This is a genomic window from uncultured Marinobacter sp. (assembly GCF_963974375.1).
Lineage (GTDB): Bacteria > Pseudomonadota > Gammaproteobacteria > Pseudomonadales > Oleiphilaceae > Marinobacter.
Genome location: NZ_CAXBDN010000001.1, coordinates 14,565 through 35,636 on the forward strand (window position 1 = coordinate 14,565; position 21,072 = coordinate 35,636).

Consider the following 21,072-nt stretch of genomic DNA (forward strand, 5'->3'; position numbering starts at 1 on the left):
ACTACATCCGTATCCACTGGTTATTACAGACGTGAACGGAAGCCTTCCAGGCCTTCAGTATGACGATTCAGGATTTCAAGAAACTCCTCATTCTCATGACTGGCCTGAATGCGGTTCTCGCGAGCTTCTTCCATTGCAGCCGTGCGGGCCTCGATCCAACGATCCATTTTGGCAATGGCTTCGTTGTTCCAGACATCGTCCTCTTCAGTCCAGGCACCCACTTCTTTCAGGTAACGCACCGTGCCTTCATGAACCGGCAGCGGGCTGCGGTTCAGGTAATCGCGGAACACTTCAAGTGACATACGGGTAGCAAGGGCATGGGTGCCTTTGTAGTCGTCGTAGGACTCGTGGAACCATTTCGCCATGCTATAGGCGAAATCGGCGTCCACATCGGCGGGCACGCCATAGAGGAAGTTGGAGGCAAGACCATCAACGCCACGGGCGGTACTTACGCCCATGCCGATCTCAACGGGAACCACCATCGGACGATGGGTCAGGAAGCCACTCCAGGCCTCGCTGTTGTCCAGATCCATCGGTAGCCAGCGAATGCCACCCGGGGAGCCTTCCATCTCGGACAGTACGGAACTGATAGGCGCACAGTAGGCAACGTCCGTCTTGCCTTCGACCACCGAACGACAATTTTCAACATAGCTGCTGGCAGGAACAAAGCGCAGGACTTCCTTGGCTTCTTCTTCCGACAGACCAAGATACGCTGGCAGCGCCTGAGTGACCGCTGTCACCATGGGCGGCGAAAACACACCCTGGGCGACCCGGACACCACCTTTTTTCAGGTCGTCCATGGTCTTGATATCGGAATCACCGGAAACCACGAAGCCCCAGGGCGTATCGTTGTGGTGCCACAAAATCCGCTGGGCAACCGGTTGGGTGCCGGCGTATCCGCCAATGCCCTGAACCTGGAAGCGAACCTCCGCGGCCGATACGGAGCTGATGGCAATATCCCGACGCTCGGTCAGACGACGATAACGCTGGGTCTCGCTGTCTTCAGGCACCACCCGGGTGTTTGAACCCATTTGCTGCTGAAAAATAGGGGCCCAACCGTTGGTGGAGGCAAAGCTGCCGCTGGAGGTACCTGGCGTACCGATAACCATCAGCCTTGGCATTTCGTAATCCGAGGCGTAGGCCATGCTGCTGGTGCCGATTGCAATGGCGGCAGCGATGGAAAGTGCAGAGCCCGCGGCCTGCCGTATGGTGAACTTTTTCATGCTAAATTCTCCGGTGTTGTTTTTATATTCAATCAGTTACTGATCGCCGGAATCACTTCTCCCTGTTGTCTGGCGAGCCATACAACACGCCCCTCAATGCTGTTAATTAGCCTTTTGCTGCCAGACGTCATGTCGGCAAAAAAGCAGGGCTGACATCTGTCAGGCTATGCAGGAAAGTTGCAAAGGTCAAGCTTTCTGACAACCACCGGTAAGGAAGAAACCGAGTATCTTCCCGGGTCTTGTCTACAATGAAGCTTGACAGAGTATTCCCGTCCGCCGTAGCGTTAGCCTGACAAGCGTCAGCCTAACGCGTGATCAAGTCATCATCCAGTTACAACGCGACCGGATTTCCGTCAGGGCTATAAGGGTGTCGGGCAAGAGTCCAGCAACATCTCTGTAACACCCGCGCCAACGCTCTGCACAGCTCGGTATCATAAGAACAACCCAAGGAGAAAATGCCAGTGAACGATGATATTTACAGCAATCCCCTACTGAACGATCTGACCATGTCAGAGAAAGCACGCCCTTTGTTGGAAGCGGTTAAAAAGCACATCCGCGACAACGTCGACCCCATTCTCGAAGAGTATGAGCGTCTGGGTGAAGGCCGTGCCGACCGGTTCAGCTACGCACCCGGTCAGCTGGAGCTGCTCGAGGGTGCCAAGCAGAAGGCCAAAGAGTCCGGCCTCTGGAACTTCTTCCTGCCCAACGCCGAAACCGGCGAAGGCCTGTCGAACCTGGACTACGCCTACATCGCCACCGAGCTGGGCAAGAACCCGCTGGCGTCCGAGACCCTGAACTGCTCCGCGCCGGACACCGGCAACATGGAAGTTCTGGAGCGTGTCGGCACGCCGGAACAGAAAGAGCAGTGGCTGAAGCCCCTGCTGAACGGCGAAATTCGTTCCGCCTTCGGTATGACCGAGCCTCACGTGGCTTCCTCAGATGCGCGCAACATCGGCACCACCGCAGTCCTGGAAGGCGATGAGTGGGTCATCAACGGCGAGAAATACTACATCTCCGGCGCCGGCGACCCCCGCTGCAAGATCATGATCACCATGGTCAAGACCAGCCCCGAGGCCGAATCTTTCCGTCAGCAGTCCCAGATTCTGGTACCCATGGATACCCCGGGCGTGACCGTTGTTGGCCCCATGCACGTGTTTGGCCACGATGACGCACCCCACGGCCACATGCACATCAAACTGGATAATGTCCGCGTACCCAAGGAAAACATCCTCTGGGGCGAAGGCCGTGGCTTTGAAATTTCCCAGCTGCGCCTCGGGCCAGGACGTATCCACCACTGCATGCGCTCCATCGGCGCTGCTGAAAAAGCTCTCGACCTGATGATCGACCGTGGCCAGACCCGCGAAGCCTTTGGCCGTCCGATCATCGACCTGGGCAAGAACATGGAAACTATCGGTCGCACCCGCGTCGAAATCGAAGCCATGCGCATGATCGTCCTCAAGGCCGCCAAGGCCATGGACGTCCTGGGTAACAAGGAAGCCCGTGTCTGGGTATCCCTGGCCAAGGCCATGGTGCCGGAGAAGGTCTGCAAGATCATCGACGATGCGATCCAGGTTCACGGCGCCACCGGTGTCAGCCAGTGGTCTCCGCTGTCGGACATGTACACCAAGCAGCGTACCCTGCGTCTGGCGGATGGTCCGGATGAGGTTCACCACAACGTGGTGGCCCGCGCCGAGGTGAGAGCCTACAACCAGAACGAGTACCGTCACCGCGCCAGCGACTACGTCGACAAGAACTGAGTGTAACCACGCGACGCACCAAGGAGTCTGTTTATGGAACTCAAAGACCGCATCGTCGTGGTAACGGGGGCGGCCGGTGGTATCGGCCGCGCTCTGGCACTTCGTTTTGCCCAGGAAGGTGCCCGCAAGGTTATCTGCGCCGACATTGACGGCGCTGGTGCTGAAGCGACCGCGAAGGAAATCGACGGTATTGGCCGCAAGGTCAATGTGGCCTCAGAGGACGACATCAAGGCACTGATTGATGACGTCGAAGCCAACGTCGGCCCCATCGACCTGTTCTGCTCCAATGCGGGCATTCTGGTCCAGGGCGGTCCGGAAGCGGCAAACGAGGACTGGCAGCGGATCTGGGACATCAACGTGATGGCCCACGTCTATGCCGCTCGTCACCTGGCGCCGCTGATGATCAGCCGTGGCGGTGGTTACTTCCTCAACACGGCCTCGGCCGCAGGCTTGCTGTCCCAGGTGGGCTCTGCCCCCTACGCGGTCACCAAGCACGCTGCGGTGGCATTGGCGGAGTGGCTGGCACTGACTTACGGCGACGATGGCATCAAGGTATCGGTGCTGTGTCCCCAGGCAGTTCGCTCAGCCATGACAAAGGGCCACGAAGACGGCGTAGCCAGCATCAACGGCATGCTGGAACCGGAACCCGTGGCTGAGGCCTGCGTAAAGGCTATCGCCGAGGAAACCTTCCTGGTGTTGCCTCACCCGGAAGTGCTGAAGTACATGCGCAACAAGACCGACAATTACGATCGCTGGATTGGCGGTATGCGCAAACTGAACCGGGCTTACAACCGGGAAAAAGAAGGTCAGCAGTAGCGCCCTCACAAGGGGACATGACCTTACGGAAAGCCGGGCCTGATCACTCAGGGCCGGCTTTTTTCTGAGGTTTCGCCCGTATGGCTACCAAGTCTGCACGCCAGACAAACTGAAAATCCGCCAGAATTTGACTTGTTTCACAGCTTTCGCGACAGTACTGGTCGCCGACAAAACCAATCGCTTGCTCAACCTGAATTCACGCCACCGATTCACGGGTTTTATCAGTTCACACAGCAAGCTCCTGCAAACCAGAGAGAGAAAACAATGAAAAAAACACAGCTCGCCATGAGTGTCGCCCTGATCGCCGGCATGACGGCTGCCTCCACCCTGAACGCAACCACCCTGCGTTTTGCCTCGGGCTATCCTACCGGCTCTATTACCAGTGAAGCACTGGAGGTTTTCCAGGAAAAACTCAAAACCTACTCGGATGGCTCACTGGACGTCAGGATTTTCGAGCTGTCATTGCTGAATCTGGCCGAAACTCCGCCCGGCATCCGTGACGGTATGGCCGACATGGGCGTGGTACTGACACCCTATTTCCCGCGGGACTTCCCCAATACCAACATGGTGGCGGAAGTATCCATGTCAGTAGAGCTGGGCAGCGAACCCCCCAGCCAGGTCGGCCTGGTCTATACCGGTGCCATGTCAGAATACATTTTGTTCCACTGCACCGACTGCCAGGACGAATTCGATGCCCAGAACCAGTTATTCCTGGGCAGTGCGGCAACGCCTCCCTACTCACTGCTGTGTCGCGAAAAGATCGACAGCATGGAAGCACTGGCAGGCAAGAACCTGAGAACCTCCGGCGCCCAGTGGGCCCGCTGGGCGGAAGCCGTGGGCGCCAACCCGATTACCATGTCTGTTAACGAAATCTACGAAGGCCTGAGTCAGGGCGTGGTGGATTGCTCCGTCCAGTCCACCTCAGAACTGTCGGTGTTCAACCTGTTTGAAGTGATCGATGACATCACTGTGAATTACCCCAGCGGTGTTTTCAGTGGGGTTGGTGCGGGCAATATCAACAAGCAGGCCTGGCAGGCACTGGACAACAGCCAGCGGGAAGCGCTGCTGAAAGCAGCGGCAAGCCTGTCCGCTGAATTCAGCTGGGGATATGAGGCCGGTGCGGTAGAAAACGAGGAAATTTCACGGAACCAGGGTATTGGCATCACCGAGGCCAGCGAGGAGATGCGGGAAGCCAACCGGACCTTTATCGAGGACGATCTTGAAGGCATCGCAGCCAACTACTCCGAACGCTACGGCGTCGCCGACGCCCCTGAGAAAATCCGGGTGTTCCGGGAGTTGCTCACCAAATGGGGTGACCTGATCGACAATGTTGAAAGCGGCGAAGAACTGGCAGAGCTTTACTGGGAAGAAGTCTTCTCGAAAGTGGATGCCAGCAGCTACGGTAACTGAAGGTCCAACGCTACAGTAACCTGGTAATCACAACGCCCCGGATCAGCAACTGACCGGGGCGTTCGCTTAGATACCGGCAAGTATCCTGATAAACTGGTGACACTCTCAACGCCCACCCCCGGAGTGACCACCATGCACGACTTCCTCAAGGCCCTGCCCAAAGCCGAGCTGCATCTTCATATTGAAGGATCACTTGAACCCGAGCTGATGTTCGCCCTGGCTGAACGCAATGGGATAGCCCTGCCCTATAACTCAATTGAGGCCGTGCGGGCCGCCTACGATTTCAACGACCTGCAGTCGTTTCTGGATCTCTACTACCAGGGCATGAGCGTGCTGCAGACGCCAGAGGATTTTTACGACCTGACCATGGCCTATTTGCGCCGGGCTCACCAGGATGGCGTGGTTCATGTGGATATGCACTTTGATCCTCAGGGCCACCTGGTGCGGGGCATTTCGCTGGCGGTGGTTATGGAAGGCCTGACCAGCGCTCAGGTCGACGCTGATAAGGAGCTGGGCGTGTCTTCGGCGCTGATCATGGCGTTCCTGCGGGACCGGCCAGCCACTGAAGCCATGGAGGTTCTCGAGAGCGCACAGCCCTGGCTGAGCCATATCAGTGCCGTAGGTCTGGACAGTGCCGAACAGGGCAACCCGCCGTCCCGGTTTACGGAGGTGTTCCGGCGGGCGAAAGACCTGGGGCTTGAGCGAGTCGCCCACGCTGGCGAAGAAGGACCTGCTGACTATATCCGTGAGGCTCTGGACCTGCTGGATGTGTCCCGTATCGACCACGGCGTGCGTTGTCTGGAGGATCCGGCGCTGGTGGCCCGCCTGCGGGACGAACAGACGGTACTGACGGTGTGTCCGCTGTCCAACGTGCGCCTGAAAGTCGTCGCGGACATGGCGGATCATCCGCTGCCGAAGCTGCTGGAAGCCGGACTGAACATCACCCTGAATTCAGACGATCCCGCCTACTTCGGCGGTGGCATGCTGGCCAACTACCAGGCCTGTGCCGATGCATTCGGCTGGAACAGGGACACTTTCAGAACACTGGCAACCAACGCCCTGCAGGCGGCCTACATGGCCGACAGCCGCCGCCAGCAGTTGTTGGCGCAGGTGACCGCCTGCAACTGACCACGGCGGCAATGAAGAAGCGACGCAATGCTTTATCGCCCGCTGCCGCAGTGGTATTTTCAGGCCCGATTCCTGTTAGCGACTGACCCACAACATCAATGAATAACTGACCGGCAAGACAGCGGGTCAGTATCAACCAATCAGGGGAGATCATCTGTATGTCAATTCGTCTTGAAGGTCGTGTCGCCATCGTGACCGGCGCCGGCGGCGGTCTCGGTCGTTGCCACGCACTGGCACTGGCTGCCCGGGGTGCAAAAGTGGTGGTCAATGATCTGGGCGCAGAGGCGTCCGAAGCCGTTGCTGACGAAATCCGTGCGGCCGGGGGCGAAGCCATTGCCGTGGCCTGTTCAGTGACCGATTACGCTGCCGTGGAAGCCATGGTCAAGCAGGCCATGGACAGCTGGGGACAGGTGGACATCCTGGTCAACAATGCCGGCATCCTGCGGGACAAGACCTTCGTCAAGATGGAGCTGGAGGACTTCCGCCTGGTGCTGGACGTTCACCTGATGGGCGCCGTCAACTGCACCAAGGCGGTCTGGGAAATCATGCGCAACCAGCAGTATGGCCGCGTCATCATGACCACCTCTTCATCCGGCCTGTTCGGGAATTTCGGTCAGTCCAACTACGGCGCCGCCAAGCTGGCCCTGGTGGGTCTGATGCAGACCCTGAGCCTGGAAGGTGAGAAGTACAATATTCGCGTGAACTCACTGGCACCCACCGCTGCTACCCAGATGACCGAAGGCCTGATGCCGGAAGACGTGCTGGCGAAGCTGCAGCCGGAAACCGTGTCGCCCGGCGTGGTGTTCCTGGCCTCTGAAGAAGCCCCGAACCGTACGATCCTGGCCGCAGGTGCCGGCTCCTTTGAGGTGGCCAACATTACCCTGACCCAGGGTCGTTACATCGGTGATGGCGAAGACGCCGCAGACCAGATCGCCGCTCACTTTGCCGAGATCGCGGACCGTACCGGTGACCAGGTGCCGGGCTCCGGCTCAGGCCAGGGCCAGCAGGAAATTACCAACCTGATGGCCAGCCAGAACAAGGCCTGACCCCAGGGGTGTTGCAACCATGACCGGTGACGGCAGATCCAGCGCAGTCACCGGTCATGGTCCCCGAAAACCTCCGCTCTTTACCACTCAGCGCTTGTGGCCCTGAATGTGGTCCTCAAGTCCCGCCAGTATCAGGTTAATGCTGAACTCCACGTCGGCATCGGACGGCTCCTGTTCCGGTGCGTCCGGCTCTGGCACGGGCTCCCCGTACAATGGCTTTAGCCTCAGACCTGCAGACGCCACATTGGCCATACCGATACCGTAGGTATAGAGCGCACTGGTGGCCCGCAACCGGTCCGCTTCATGAATTCCCGCCCGTTGCAGCGCACTGCGAATGTACTGATAGATCTCCCGCTCCCGGGGGGTGCCATAGGGGCTGCTGATCATATAGGGAAACAGGTTGGGGTATCGCCGGGCCACCACATAAAAGCCCTTGCCCAACTCCCGCAGGGCCTGCTTCCAGTCGCAAGGAGGCGGGTCCGGCAAGGGCACCTCCTCAAGTACAGTCTGGAAAACCCCCAACAGCAGAGCCTGTTTGTTTTCCACATGGTGGTAGATCGACATGGCATCCACCCCAAGCGCGCTGGCCAGCTTGCGCATACTCAGGTCTTCGACGCCGGTTTCCTGCATCAGATCCAGAGCGGCCTGATAAATACGCTCCGCAGTGAGCGGTTCCCGCCGGGGCCGGGCCTTTTTTGTCATGACAGTTCCTGCTCCAGACCATTGACCAACCCTACACCGTAGAGTAGATTTGGCAAGCACCCTACAGCGTAAGGCTGACTTCAGATTACGCCAGCCTTCGGGTTGCAACAACCGATATTACCGACGCACAACATCAGGCCCTGCAGCGCAGCGATCCGCTGTCCGGGGGCACCAGAACGCCATGTTACAGGGTCAGACATCATGATTCACGAATCCGGGATCAACGAATCCGGCGTCAGCTCTTCAGCCCTTGATGCAGCGGAGCGAATTCCGCATCCACCGCGACAACCGCTGGTGGGCAACCTGCTGCAGATACCCAAATCCCGGATGGCCCAGCATTTTCTTGACGTGTCCCGGCAGTATGACGGCATTTTCGAGATCGACTTTGCCGGCTTCAAGACACCGTTCGTGTCTTCGGCGGAACTGGTGGCGGAGCTATGCGACGAGCAGCGTTTCCGCAAGGTGATCAGGCCGCCATTGTCGCTGCTGCGCGGGGTGGTCGGCGATGCGTTGTTCACCGCTCACAGCGACCAGCAGCCCTGGGGCAAGGCCCACAGGATATTGATGCCCGCTTTCGGTCAGCGGGCCATGAAAAGCTATTTCGACGCCATGCTGGAAGTGGCTGAACAGCTGTCGGCCCGCTGGGAGTCGCGGCCTGGCCACGACATTCTGGTGGCGGATGACATGACCCGGCTGACTCTGGACACCATCTCGCTGGCAGGCTTTGGCTATCGCTTCCAGTCCTTTGACAGCGACCAGCTGCATCCGTTTCTGGACGCCATGGTCCGGGTGCTGGCCGCCAATATGGCAAAGCTGACCAAACTGCCGCTGTTCAATCGCTGGCGCAAGGATTCCCCGGACTACCTGAACGACGTGGCCCGGATGAATGAACTGGTGGACGAAGTCATTCGCGCCCGCCGCGAGCAGCCGGTCGAGGGCAATGACCTGCTGAACCTGATGCTGACCGCAGAAGATCCTGAAACCGGCGAGACCCTGGACGATGTCAATATCCGCCACCAGGTGCTCACCTTTCTGATTGCCGGCCATGAAACCACCAGCGGCCTGCTGACCTTTACCCTGTATTTCCTTTTGCGGCACCCCCATGTGCTGGCCCAGGCCTACGCTGAAGTGGACCGGGTACTGCCCGGTGATACCCGGCCGGAGTATCGCCACCTGGGCCGGCTGACGGTGATCGAACGAATACTGAAGGAAAGCCTGCGGCTGTGGCCGACCGCGCCTGCGTTCATGGTGGCGCCTTACGAAGACACCCTGATTGGCGGTCGTTACCTGATCCGCAAGGACCAGGGTGTGTCCATCGCCCTGCCCGCTTTGCACCGGGACCCGAAGGTCTGGCAAGACCCGGAATCCTTCGATATTGATCGCTTTCTGCCGGAAAACGAAGCGAAGCTGCCGCCCCATGCCTACAAGCCTTTTGGCAACGGTGAGCGGGCCTGCATTGGCCGCCAGTTTGCGTTGACCGAGGCCAAGCTGGCACTGGCGCTGATTCTGCAGCGTTTCGCCCTCAGCGACCCCCACGACTACCGGCTGGACATCAAGGAAACCCTGACCCTCAAGCCGGACAACTTTTATATCCGCGCCCGGCGCCGCCAGCCCCATGAGCGGCTATCGGTAAACCCGCAGACTGACCAGGGCGCCGACGACACAGCGAATCTCGATGCCATCGAGGGTCAGGGCGAACCCTTTGTGGTGGCCTGGGGCAGCAGCCTCGGCAGCGCCCGGGATATTGCCGAGGAAATCGCCGGCCGGGCCGAGAGCCTCGGCTTCAGTAGCCAGTGCCTGACCCTGGATGAACTGGCAGGCGGGCTTCCACAAACCGGCAAGCTGGTGGTGGTCACCGCCACCTACAATGGCTATGCCCCGGACAGTGCCAAGAAACTGGAGCAGCGCATTCTGCAACAGGCCTTTGCCGGCCGCGATCACAGTGCGCTTGAGTACGCGGTGCTGGGCTGCGGCAACACTCAATGGCCCAATTATCAGGCATTTCCCAGGCTGATTGAGCAAACCCTTGCTGAAACCGGCGCCCGGCAGATGCTGGCGCGCGGTGAAGCAGATGGCAACGGCGATTTTGACGGATCGGTGGAAGCCTGGCTTAACGGTTTGTGGTCCAGCCTGGGGGATCAGGACAGTCTCAACGACGTCACTCGTGCAGTGGGCCTGGACTTTCTCGACCAGGCCTCCACCCGCGCCAGCGTGCTACCGGCAGATGCCGTTACCCTGACCGTGATCGACAATCAGGAACTGGTGCAGCCGTTACCTGCGGCAACGGATATCAGCGGCAAGGCACCCCGGACCTCCACCCGGCGCCTGGTTCTGGCATTGCCCGAGGGCATGAGTTACCGGACCGGAGACCATCTGGCCCTCTATCCCGCCAACAGTCCCGGGCTGGTCAATCGAGTAGCTCATACCCTTGCGGTTGACGTGACCGACACCCTGGCCCTGGCCGCCACTGGTCCCAGACACCTGCCCCTGGGGAAAACCCTCAGCGTGGGCCAGTTGCTTACCAACTTCCTGGAACTTCAGGATCCCGCCAGCCGCAAAGACCTGCGAACACTGCTGGCCCATACCCGGTGCCCTCACACCGCAGAACAACTCAACGCCCTTCTGGATAATCCGGACCAGTTCCACGCCAGCATCACCGCGAAACATCTGTCCGTTGCAGATTTGCTGGTCAAGTTTCCGGCCATATCCCTGCCGTTCGCCGTATTTTTGGCCCTGTGCCCGTCACTGCGGCCCCGGTTCTATTCAATCTCGTCCAGCCCGTTGGCCAATCCGGCCCAGGTCACATTGACCGCAGGCACCGTTCAGGCTCCGGCGTGGTCCGGACTCGGGGAGTACCGGGGCGTAGCCTCCGGTTATCTGCAACCGCTGCAACCGGGCGAATCCGTTGTGGGCTATCTGCGCACGCCCAAACCGGCGTTTGCACCACCCGAAGACACCAGGCTACCGATGATTCTGGTGGGACCCGGTACCGGCATCGCGCCATTCCGGGGTTTTCTCGAAGAACGGTCACGGCAGGCAGCGGCAGGTCAATCCGTGGCGACCAGCCTGCTGTTCCATGGCTGCCGACATCCGGACCATGATTTTTTCTACCGGGAGGAGCTTGAGCACTGGGCGGAACAGGGCATTGTAGGGCTGAGAGCGGCCTATTCAGGCCTGCGGGAGCACCCTTTCCGTTATGTACAGGATGCCCTCTGGGCCGCCCGGCAGGAAGTCTGGCGGACACTGGAAGCCGGCGCGACCATCTATGTCTGTGGCGATGGCCGCCGCATGGCCCCGGCAGTGCGCGACTGCCTGTTGCGGATTCATCAGGAGCTCGGCAGCAGCAGCCGGGAAGAAGCCTCCGCCTGGCTGGCAGAACTGATGGCCAGCGGCCGCTACCGCCAGGACGTGTTCAATTCGGACTAATGCCGTATCCGCGACACCGGCTGTCACAGTTCGTCGCGGAAGTACTCCAGCAGATTGTCCGCCACCCGCTGGCCCATGGCCAGCCGGGTTTCGGTGGTGCCACTGGCGTAATGGGGGATAAGCACCAGGTTATCCAGTTCCAGCATCGCTGGCGGCACGTGGGGTTCGTTGGCCAGTACATCCAGTCCCGCTGCACGGATGCGGCCGCTTTGCAGGGCCCGGATGAGCTCCGGCTCATCCACGGTGGTGCCCCGGCCAATATTCACCAGAATGCCATCCGGCCCCAGGGCATCCAGAATTTCCCCGTTGATCATATTCTCGGTGGCGGCGCCGCCGGGTACAATCACCATCAGGAAATCGCTGTCGGCGGCCAGCTCCCGGAGCGAGTCAAAGTACCGGTATGGCACCTGCGGATTGGGCGTGCGCTGATGGTACCCGATGGTCATATCGAAGGCCGCCGCCCGCCGGGCCACTGCCTGACCGATCTGCCCCAGGCCGAAGATACCCAGGCGCTTGCCTGTCACCCGATTGGACAGCTCCAGGTCCCGCAGCCATTTGCCTTCGCGGACATTGCGCACGGCCGGCAACAGGCGCCGTGATGCCGCCAGCATCAGCATGATACCGGCGTCAGCCACATCGTCCGTCAATACACCGGGCGTGGTACCCAGATGAATACCCCGGGCCTCGGCAATGGCCACGTTCAGGGCGTCGGTGCCGACGCCGGAGGATGATATGATCTCAAGGTTGGGCAAGGCGGCCAGCAAAGATTCGGGGGCACCCTGGGCGGCATTGGTCAGCAGGGCACGAATCGACGGCCCCAGCTCTGCCAGCATGACATCCGCTGCTGCGGCATCGGCAGGCAATGTATGCAGCCGGAACCCGGCCTTCAGTTGCGGCAGGACGTTCGGTGGCAAACGCCCGGCAATCAGAACATCGATAGCCATGACCCGTTCTCTCTTGTTGTTCATCAGGAATGTCGGTGTGAGGCGACAGGGATTTTAAATAAGCAATCTACTGTTTACGGCAAGTTGGCCGGTTTCTCAACTCCTGAGCGTCCGAACGGGTGAAATGGATATTCGCCGGCCAGGACAAGATCCGTTTTGTTGTAATCACAGTATTTATTTAGCTAACAACACTTTGTGCCTTCAAAGGCGACAGGCTATGCTTTCCGGGCAAGCTCCCCCAATGGCTGGTAAACCCCGATGCTCCGATGGTTGGTAGCAGTAGTGACAGCGCTATTTCTGACTGGCTGCGCGTCGCTGGACAGTCATGGTATGCGATCGGCAACTGCGGATATTCTGAGCCGCACGGCAACAGCCTTGCGCACCATCGGCGGATCAGACCCCGAACGTTACCGGGCCGAACTGACCGAGTTGCTCGAACAGCCGAATATTGACCCCCTGACCCGATATCTGGAACAGCACGGTAACGACGCAGACCGCGCCCCCGTCCTCACCCGGGTGCGAGCCGAACAGGAAAAGCGGTGCCAGCGGGTCAATGACAGATTCACCCGGGAAAAACCCACATCAGAGCGCGCTGAACGTTTTCGCGCTGGCTATCTTTATTCCTGCCCGGAACAGGTGTCCGCCTACCAGGAAGCACTGGAAAAAACACAACGGTCCGACCGCGAACCGGTTGAGGACAGCGCGCCAGCCAGACGCCCGACGCCAGCCACGGCAACTGAAATGGACACAGCCAGCAACGGTCTGAACAGATCGGATGAGCAACGCTCGCCAGACGCCTCCAATGGCACGCAACAGCAAAGCGACTGCTATCTGCTGACCACCATTCGTAACTTCAGTGCCGCCCGCAACGCCTGCGAGGGCCCGGCACGGGCAGGCGACGCCAGGGCCCAGACCAACATGGCAGTGATTGAAAGAGCGTTCGAGAATTACCCCTCTGCCCACCAATGGGCGCAAATGGCAGCAGACACATCGGCGGATGCCTGCTTCCTGCTGGGCCAGATGCACGAAAGCGGCCAGGGCGTGCCGGTCAGCGCCGAGCGTGCGGTAAGCTGGTACACTAAAGCCGTCGATCTGGGACATGCAGACGCACCGGCCGCCCTGGAACGGTTGCTGAAAACCACCTCTGGAGAGCCCGCTCCGTGACCTCAGAGTCCTGTTAATGTTTGCTGCATTACAACGGCGCCTGACGATCTGGCGCGTCCACCCCTCGATGCGGTCGTTATTGTTGATGCTGGCCGCTCTGGTCGGTCTCTTTTTTTCCGGCATGCTGCTGCTTTCCGGCCTCAATCTGAATTACTCACAGCAAGCCCTGTCGGAACTTCGACGCAGCCAGATCGAGGAAGTTTTCACCACCGGCCTGACCCGTATACACGCCCGTCAGCAGATCCTCGAGCACTACACGGCCAGTCTCGCCACGATGGGCGAAAGCTTTCACCGGCTGGCGCAGGTGCAGCCATCCTCGGGCATCTCTGCAGCGACCTTGCGCCGGCAGCTGGAAGCGACGTTGCGGACTCAACTTGATGACTCCGACGGCGCCTCCGCTGCAGGACTCTGGTTCGAAAGCGGCGCCCTCAGCCCCCGCCCCTATACCGTTTACTTCATCAGGCCCGACAATGGCGACGCGCTTGAGGCCGCTGAACCGGCCGGCGCAGATGGCGGCTTCCGCAACAGCATCTGGTATCAGCGCACCCTGGGCGAAAACTGGCAACCATCGCGTCACCAGCCGGGCACCGTCTACTGGTCACCGGTTTACTTCGATCTGTCCACCAACCGCGCCGTTCTGACCCTGGCCAGTCCGATGTTCGGCGAAGACGGCCACCTGATCGGCATGGCAACAACCGCCTGGACATCGCAACAGATCATTGACCTGATAAGCCGCATGACCGTTACGGAAAACAGTTTTTCCTTCCTCAACGACCGCAACAACCGCAATCTGTCGAGCCTGAGTCAGGGCGAGGACAGCCTTCGGGAACAACGGATCATTGACGCCATTCTGGCGGAGAATCTTGGCGCGCAGCTAGCGGCGCAGACAGCACCTTCTGGCGCTGGCTTTTTGGGGGCGATTCAGCAACTGCAACACCGGACTCTGGAACTGGACGGTGAAGGCTATGAGCTCTATTACGCCATTACCCCCGCAGGCATGGTCTATGGCAGCGGCGTGCCCACCAGCGAGATTGATCAGGTACTGGTTCCGATGCGAGATGCCAACCTGAGGATCCTGTTGCTGACCGGAGCCGTGCTGTTGATCCTCAGCCTGTTTCTGCTCTACCGGATTATCATGATGGCCCGTGAGCTGCAGGCGTCCTACACCGACGCCCTGACCGGCCTGCCCAACCGGTCACGGTTGTTGAGGGATCTCGAGCAGAGCACCAGCCGCTTTCTTATCATTCTCAACGTAGACCGGTTCAAGGAAATCAACAGCCTGTTCGGCAACCGCTGTGGCGATGAAGTCCTGACCACCCTCGCCCGGCAGTTACGCAGCTACGTCGCCTCAGCAGCGGAGCTGGAACGGGCCAGAATCTATCGCCTGCCGGGTGATGAATTCAGCATTCTGGTGCCACTCGGACCCGACGACCACGTCTCCGGCATTGACCAGCTGGCCAGACACCTGGTCGCAACACTAGGTGCCCTTGAGGTTAACTGGCAGCAGCAGGCACTCAATGTGAGCATCAGTGCGGGGATTGCCCGGCAATACGCCGGCGACCAGGCGGGCAGTGCCGAACATTTGCTGAGCCAGGCCAAAGTGGCGTTGCTTCAGGCCCGGGAACAACAACGTCACTACCTGATTTACAACCCTGACCAAAAGGTTGAAGAAAATTACGAGCAGAACCTGGTCTGGGCGAGGCGCCTTAAAGAAGCGGTGGAGCAGGATCGTATTGTGCCGTGGTTTCAGCCCATATATGACAACACCAGCAAGCGCATCACCAAGTACGAATGCCTGGCACGAATGATCGGTGATGACGGCGAGGTCATCAGTGCCGGGCAATTTCTGGACATCGCCGACAAACTTCGCCTGAACCGGCAGATTACCCGGATCATGATCGAAAAATCCTTCGCCCGGTTTCATCACCAGCCCTTCGATTTCTCCATCAACCTGTCCTATTCGGATCTCACCGATCCGGACATTCTCAGACTGGTACACGACAAGCTCGTAAACACCGGCATTGGCCATCGGGTGGTCTTCGAGATACTTGAATCCGACGGTATCGGGAATTACGACGCGGTGCTGACCTTCATTGATATGGTCAAACCCTTTGGCTGCCGGATGGCGATCGATGACTTTGGTACCGGCTACTCCAACTTTGCCCACCTGCTGAGGCTCAAGGTGGACATCATCAAGATCGATGGCAGCCTGATCCAGCATCTGGGCGAAGACCAGACCACCTACCGGGTCACCAGTGGCATTGTCCAGTTTGCCACCAGCCTTGGCATTCAGACCGTCGCCGAGTTCGTGCACAACCGCAACGTCCAGGCCCGGGTTCTGGAACTGGGCATCGACTTTTCCCAGGGTGCCTGGCTGCAGATGCCAGGACCGGATATTGATACGCCGCAGCATCCGCAGATCACTACCTGACATCCGGCCTGCCGGGCCTTACTCCGCCAGCGGTTCCAGCTCCACCGACTCACCAGCAAGCACCCGGTACAGGTCTTCAAACTGACGGGTCAACGGGTGTTTGGGCGCCATGTGAATCAGTGGCTGCCGGCTCTGGTGGGATTCTTTCATCTTTACCGAACTGGACAGCCGCACTGGCAATACCGGCAAACCCTCATCCATCAGCTCCCTAAGCAACTGCTTCGGCAGACTGGCCCGGGGCTGGAACTGGTTGGCGATGATGCCTTCCACTACCAGATCCGGGTTGTGGTCTTCCTGCAGATCGCGGATCTCGTTGAGAATGTTGTACAGGGCCTGACGGGAAAAATCGTCGCAATCAAAGGGTATCAGACACCTTTCTGCTGCAATAAGTGCCGAACGTGCGTAAAAGTTCAGAGAGGGTGCAGTGTCGATGTAGATCTCTTCAAACTCCTCGCCGAGCTTCTTCAGGGCCTCCCGGAGCTTGTAGATCTTGTGTTTGGCCTCCAGTTTGCGCTCAAGAAATTCCAGTTCGGGACTGGCGGGCAGCACGTACAGGTTCTCCCAGGCGGTACCGTGGACAAATTCGTCCGGGCGACGATTGAAGACCGAGAATCCGACGGTCTGCTCCAGCAGGTCCGCCACCGTATTCTTCAGCTCGGAGGCAGGCTGACCCAGCAGGTAATGACTGGAGTTACCCTGCGGATCCAGATCCACCACCAGGGTTCGCTTGCCTCTGGCAGCACTGATTGCGGCCAGATTGCAGGTAATGCTGGATTTGCCGACACCGCCTTTCTGGTTGAACACCACACGCCTCATCGCACACCTCCATGGTGTTGGTCTGTCGTCGACATCCTGCGTGGATACAGCCGACTCCGGTTGGTGAATATCACGTTGCGCTCTTCCCGCTTTATCTTCAAGTAACCATTCCGGTGCTCACTGCCGCCAGTCACCCTCAGACCCAGAACCAGAGCGTCAGAACCAGCAGCAAAAGGCCGACAATCAGCGCCATAGCCCCCCAAGGGAACGCTGGCGGGCTCTCTTCTTCGAGCTGCGCTTCGAGATAATTACGTAACATCCGGGTATTGCGGGTGTTGGCCTTGAACACTGCGTCGAAGGCATCTCCGAAAACCGGCAGCAGACCACCCACAAACTCGATGACCATGTTGCGGATCATGCGGGCTTTCACCCGCTTGCTGGCACCGGCCCGCTGGGCTTCCAGCAGCACGTAGAGCGACAGTATCAGACCCGCGAGATCGCCGATCACCGGAATCAGGCCGATCACCGGACTCAGGCCGAAGGTAATTCGGGTAAATGGAATCCGGATGTTGCTGTCAGTGTAATAGCTGAATCGGTCCAGCCGCGCCAGGATGGCGTGGTACTGCTCTCGGGATAGTCGTTTTGCCATTGCAGGGTCTCCGCCCGGATTCATTGATCGCCGGCCGGCCGCTGCCGGCACCATCCTTTTCGTGCTCTGATTCAGAGTATACTGACCACCATTCAAATACACGAAGATGGAGCCCTGTGGCCTTATGAAATTCCGCATCATCCCGGTAACCCCCTACCAGCAGAACTGCACCCTGATGTGGTGCGAGGAAACCCTTGAAGGCGCGGTGATTGATCCGGGTGGCAACATTGAACGCATCCTGGCCGCGGTTGAGGAGGAAGGGATCGTCATCAGGAAGATACTGCTGACTCACGCCCATCTGGACCACGCCGGTGCAGTGGCAGTCCTGGCCAGAGAGCTTGGACTGACCGTGGAAGGCCCGCAAAAGGAAGACCTGTTCTGGATCGAAGGCCTGCCCATGCAAAGCCAGCGTGCAGGTTTCGCCCACGCCGAGAGCTTCACTCCGGACCGGTGGCTGGAAGATGGCGACACGGTGAGTTTTGGCAAGGTGGAACTGCAGGTGCTGCACTGCCCGGGTCATACCCCCGGGCACGTGGTGTTTTACCATCCGCAGAGCCAGCTGGCCCAGGTAGGGGACGTACTGTTCGCCGGATCCATTGGTCGCACCGACTTCCCCAGGGGCGATTACAACACCCTGATCCACTCGATCCGGGACAAGCTGTTCCCGTTGGGCGACGATGTCCGCTTCATACCGGGCCATGGCCCCATGTCCACCTTCGGCCAGGAGCGGGCCACCAATCCTTTCGTATCAGATCATCGGGGTTAGTCCCGCTCCGCAGACTCCCGGATATCAATCACCACCGTCACCATCATTCCTGGCCCCAGTAATTCGGTGGGGCCGTCATCCAGCGAGATTCGTACCGGCAGTCGCTGGGTAATCTTGGTGAAATTGCCGGACGGATTCGGGTTTGGCAGCAAGGCAAACTGACTGGTGGCGGCACGGCCGATAACCTGAACCGTTCCCGTGAACTCCTCTTCAGGATAGGCGTCAACCCTGACCCGAACCGGTTGGCCGGCGCGCAGCTCCCCGATACGGGTCTCCTTGATTTTGGCCTCAACCCACAGGTCATCCGCCGTATGCATCATCAGAATAGGCTGGCCCGCCGACAGATATTCCCCGGCCTCTACGAATATCCGGTTCACAACCCCGTTGCGGGGACTGCGAATGATCATATCGTCCAGGTACTGGCGCTGCTGCTTCAGATCAGCACGGGCCTCCTCCAGATCCTGCAGGGTGACATCCAGCCGAGCCCTCAGCATTTCCGGATTGGGCAGCGTCATCTGTGATGTCGCCACACCCAGGCGGGCATTGGCCAGTGCCGTGCGGCGTACCAGCACCTGCTGCCGGGCCTGCTCGACTCTGGCCAGAGCAGACTGATAGGCAAAGTAATCGCGATCCCGCTCCTGGCCAGGCAATGTTCCGCTTTCAAACAGCCGCTGGGAGCGCTTCCAGGTACGCTCAGCATCCTCCAGATCGGTTTCCGCTACCCGCAGCGCTGCCAGATCCGTTGCCAGTTCGCCCTCGGAGACCTGAACTCCACCCTCAAGCTGACTCACGGACAGAGCAATCTGCTGCTCCTCAAAAGCCACCTGAGCCTGCATTCTGGCGACCCTTGACTGACGTTTGTCGAGCTCCAGTTCGTCGGGTGCACTGTAAAGCCGGGCAATCAGGCTGCCCTCATCCAGCTGATCACCTTCGGTGACGACAAATTCCTGGATCAGCCCCGGCAGCCGACTGCTGACGGTGACCAGATTGGTGGTGATACTGGCGTTATCCTCGATAACGTGGATCTGCCGGTAGTAGAACCAGCTGGCAAACCACCAGACGCAGCCCAGCAGAAGAACCGCCACCAGCAGCAGGCGCGCCAGGCGCCGGGGTGTAGACCCGGTCGGTTTAGCGGAACTGACTTTGGTTTGTTCACTGCTCATTGTCGATATCCCCGGTTTTCACTGTTTTTGTTGTACATTCATACTCCATCGGGTCAGCAGCCAGGACGGCACCAGAATGATGGTCAAGGCCGCCACCACTACCCAGAAACCATCCTGATAGGCGTAGATGGACGCCCAGAAAACCTCCATCCGCCCCACCAGTTCCGAGGCTGCAAATGCCTGCTGGCTTTCACTGGTACCCAGTCGTCCGGCCACTCCCTGCAGCTGCGATAGCGTTGACATCGCTACGCTGTTACCCGGCGTCAGGCCATCAGCCAGATGATCACTGTGAAACGCCGTACGACGCTCCATCAGCAGCACCAGGGCGGCGGTACCCAGGGCGCCACCCAGCTGCAAAACAAAATTGATCACCCCCGAGCCATAACCGATCAGCGCTATCGGCAATGAACCTATGGCCCGGGCGAAGGTAGGCGGCGGGAAGGTAGCCATACCCGCGGACATCAGCGTCAGCGACCAGGCCAGGGAAGCGAACGATGTGCCATCATCAATATGGGCAAACCGGTAAACGGCGTAAATCGCAAAGCCCAGACCCGGTATGGTCAGGTAATGGGGCGGCCAGCGGTCGCTCAGCTTTCCCACCACCGGCACCAGCAGTGCCAGCACAATGGTAGACGGCAGGAACATCATACCGGCGGTGATCGGGTCGTAGCTCAGAATGGTCTGCACGAACAACGGCAGCAGATACATGATGGCGTAAAAGGCGCCGCCAAACAGGAAGATCGACGAGCAACCCGCCATGAAACCCTTGTACCGGAAGATCGACAGATCCAACAAGGGCTTGTCGACCCGTTGCTCCCAGCTGATAAAAATCACCGATAACACCAGGGTCAGCAGCAACAGGCCCTGCACGCCTTCACTTTGCCAGCCCCAGCGCGGGGTATTGGAAATTGCCGCCAGCAGGGAAAAAATCGCCGCAAACAACGTAACCGCGCCAAGCCAGTCAAAGGGTGGCCGCGGGCCATCGGTCATACGACCCGGCAGGAAAAAATACCCCATCACCATGGCAACCAGGCAAACCGGCAATACCACAAAAAACACATAGTGCCAGGACAGAGTCTCCACCAGCCAGCCACCCACCACCGTAGCCAGGGTCAGCGGCAAACCCAGGCTCATTCCGTATATGGCCGTGGCCAGACCCCGCTGCTGTATCGGAAACACCGAATACAGCGCCTCCATCGCCAGCGGCCGCAGCAACCCGGTCATGGCCCCCTGCACCACCCGGGCGGTCACAATTGCGCCGAGACTGGTAGCAAAGCCGCCCAGCAACGAAGCCCCGATGAACACCGCCAGCAAACCCAGATAGGTCGCCCGCTGGCCAAATGCCTGGGACAGCCAGGGTGCGACCAGCAATGCAACCGTCGTTGCCGCCAGGAATCCGGTGGAAATCCACTGCACCTCGGCGTCGCTGATGCCAAGCGAGCCCTTGATGTGAGGGGTTGCCACATTGACGATGGTGATGGACATCCCGAGCGCCACCAGTCCCAACAATACCGTGACGGTGACCAGCCACTTATAGTTGGGACCGTAACGCTGGAACATCATGTCCAATGGAGACATGGAACTCCCGGTCAGTGCCCGCTGGAGGTAGAAAAAGATTTGTTCGGCTAGAGTGTCTGAGGCTAATCAATGCCGCAGGCCCCCTCGTCGTCTCTTTGGACGAATTTAGCATG

Annotated in this window: 16 protein-coding genes; 9 read left to right on the forward strand and 7 right to left on the reverse strand. The window is 59.3% G+C overall.

Annotated features, from left to right (window positions below):
* Positions 1–23: 23 nt before the first annotated feature.
* Positions 24–1,223, reverse strand: coding sequence for a TAXI family TRAP transporter solute-binding subunit (locus AAC035_RS00060; protein WP_339798645.1), 1,200 nt, complete (start codon positions 1,221–1,223; stop codon positions 24–26).
* Between the two features lie 461 nt (positions 1,224–1,684).
* Here AAC035_RS00060 and AAC035_RS00065 point away from each other — a divergent pair, with 461 nt between their 5' ends.
* The 5 genes from AAC035_RS00065 to AAC035_RS00085 all read left to right on the forward strand — a co-directional run bounded on the left by AAC035_RS00065 (position 1,685) and on the right by AAC035_RS00085 (position 7,380).
* On the forward strand, positions 1,685–2,980 hold the full coding sequence (locus tag AAC035_RS00065) for an acyl-CoA dehydrogenase family protein (protein ID WP_339798648.1): 1,296 nt from the start codon (positions 1,685–1,687) through the stop codon (positions 2,978–2,980).
* 33 nt (positions 2,981–3,013) lie between these two features.
* Positions 3,014–3,796 (forward strand): SDR family oxidoreductase, encoded by a 783-nt coding sequence (locus AAC035_RS00070; protein WP_339798650.1) that lies wholly within the window; start codon positions 3,014–3,016, stop codon positions 3,794–3,796.
* 264 nt (positions 3,797–4,060) lie between these two features.
* Complete coding sequence (locus AAC035_RS00075) at positions 4,061–5,206, forward strand: C4-dicarboxylate TRAP transporter substrate-binding protein (protein ID WP_339798653.1); 1,146 nt, start codon at positions 4,061–4,063, stop codon at positions 5,204–5,206.
* A 132-nt stretch (positions 5,207–5,338) separates the two neighbouring features.
* Positions 5,339–6,334, forward strand: coding sequence for an adenosine deaminase (locus tag AAC035_RS00080; RefSeq protein WP_339798654.1), 996 nt, complete (start codon positions 5,339–5,341; stop codon positions 6,332–6,334).
* A 152-nt stretch (positions 6,335–6,486) separates the two neighbouring features.
* On the forward strand, positions 6,487–7,380 hold the full coding sequence (locus tag AAC035_RS00085; protein ID WP_339798714.1) for an SDR family NAD(P)-dependent oxidoreductase: 894 nt from the start codon (positions 6,487–6,489) through the stop codon (positions 7,378–7,380).
* An 87-nt stretch (positions 7,381–7,467) separates the two neighbouring features.
* On the opposite strand, the gene AAC035_RS00090 is transcribed toward AAC035_RS00085, so the two are convergent.
* Positions 7,468–8,082, reverse strand: coding sequence for a TetR/AcrR family transcriptional regulator (locus AAC035_RS00090; protein WP_339798656.1), 615 nt, complete (start codon positions 8,080–8,082; stop codon positions 7,468–7,470).
* Between the two features lie 201 nt (positions 8,083–8,283).
* Here AAC035_RS00090 and AAC035_RS00095 point away from each other — a divergent pair, with 201 nt between their 5' ends.
* Complete coding sequence (locus AAC035_RS00095) at positions 8,284–11,508, forward strand: cytochrome P450 (RefSeq protein WP_339798659.1); 3,225 nt, start codon at positions 8,284–8,286, stop codon at positions 11,506–11,508.
* A gap of 23 nt (positions 11,509–11,531) precedes the next feature.
* Here the strand turns inward: AAC035_RS00095 and AAC035_RS00100 are convergent, their stop codons facing one another.
* Positions 11,532–12,476, reverse strand: a complete 945-nt coding sequence (locus AAC035_RS00100; RefSeq protein WP_339798661.1) for a 2-hydroxyacid dehydrogenase — start codon at positions 12,474–12,476, stop codon at positions 11,532–11,534.
* A 306-nt stretch (positions 12,477–12,782) separates the two neighbouring features.
* Here AAC035_RS00100 and AAC035_RS00105 point away from each other — a divergent pair, with 306 nt between their 5' ends.
* Positions 12,783–13,616 carry a tetratricopeptide repeat protein gene (locus AAC035_RS00105; RefSeq protein WP_339798663.1) on the forward strand — a complete coding sequence of 278 codons (834 nt, stop codon included), beginning with the start codon at positions 12,783–12,785 and terminating at the stop codon, positions 13,614–13,616.
* Between the two features lie 16 nt (positions 13,617–13,632).
* The gene (locus AAC035_RS00110; RefSeq protein ID WP_339798666.1) at positions 13,633–16,047 is read left to right on the forward strand and encodes an EAL domain-containing protein; all 2,415 of its coding nucleotides are present in this window, start codon (positions 13,633–13,635) and stop codon (positions 16,045–16,047) included.
* Positions 16,048–16,065: 18 nt separating this feature from the next.
* Here AAC035_RS00110 and AAC035_RS00115 read toward each other — a convergent pair whose 3' ends face one another.
* Positions 16,066–16,863 carry a ParA family protein gene (locus tag AAC035_RS00115; protein ID WP_339798669.1) on the reverse strand — a complete coding sequence of 266 codons (798 nt, stop codon included), beginning with the start codon at positions 16,861–16,863 and terminating at the stop codon, positions 16,066–16,068.
* A gap of 136 nt (positions 16,864–16,999) precedes the next feature.
* Complete coding sequence (locus tag AAC035_RS00120) at positions 17,000–17,452, reverse strand: DUF4112 domain-containing protein (protein ID WP_339798671.1); 453 nt, start codon at positions 17,450–17,452, stop codon at positions 17,000–17,002.
* Between the two features lie 124 nt (positions 17,453–17,576).
* Here AAC035_RS00120 and AAC035_RS00125 point away from each other — a divergent pair, with 124 nt between their 5' ends.
* A complete protein-coding gene (locus tag AAC035_RS00125; RefSeq protein WP_339798674.1) occupies positions 17,577–18,218 on the forward strand; it encodes an MBL fold metallo-hydrolase in 642 nt (213 codons plus the stop codon).
* Here the strand turns inward: AAC035_RS00125 and AAC035_RS00130 are convergent.
* Together AAC035_RS00130 and AAC035_RS00135 are read right to left on the reverse strand one after the other, a co-directional pair.
* A complete protein-coding gene (locus AAC035_RS00130) occupies positions 18,215–19,381 on the reverse strand; it encodes an HlyD family secretion protein (RefSeq protein ID WP_339798677.1) in 1,167 nt (388 codons plus the stop codon). The two genes, AAC035_RS00125 and AAC035_RS00130, sit on opposite strands and share 4 nt — an antisense overlap.
* An 18-nt stretch (positions 19,382–19,399) precedes the next feature.
* A complete protein-coding gene (locus tag AAC035_RS00135) occupies positions 19,400–20,959 on the reverse strand; it encodes a DHA2 family efflux MFS transporter permease subunit (protein ID WP_339798680.1) in 1,560 nt (519 codons plus the stop codon).
* Between the last annotated feature and the right edge of the window lie 113 nt (positions 20,960–21,072).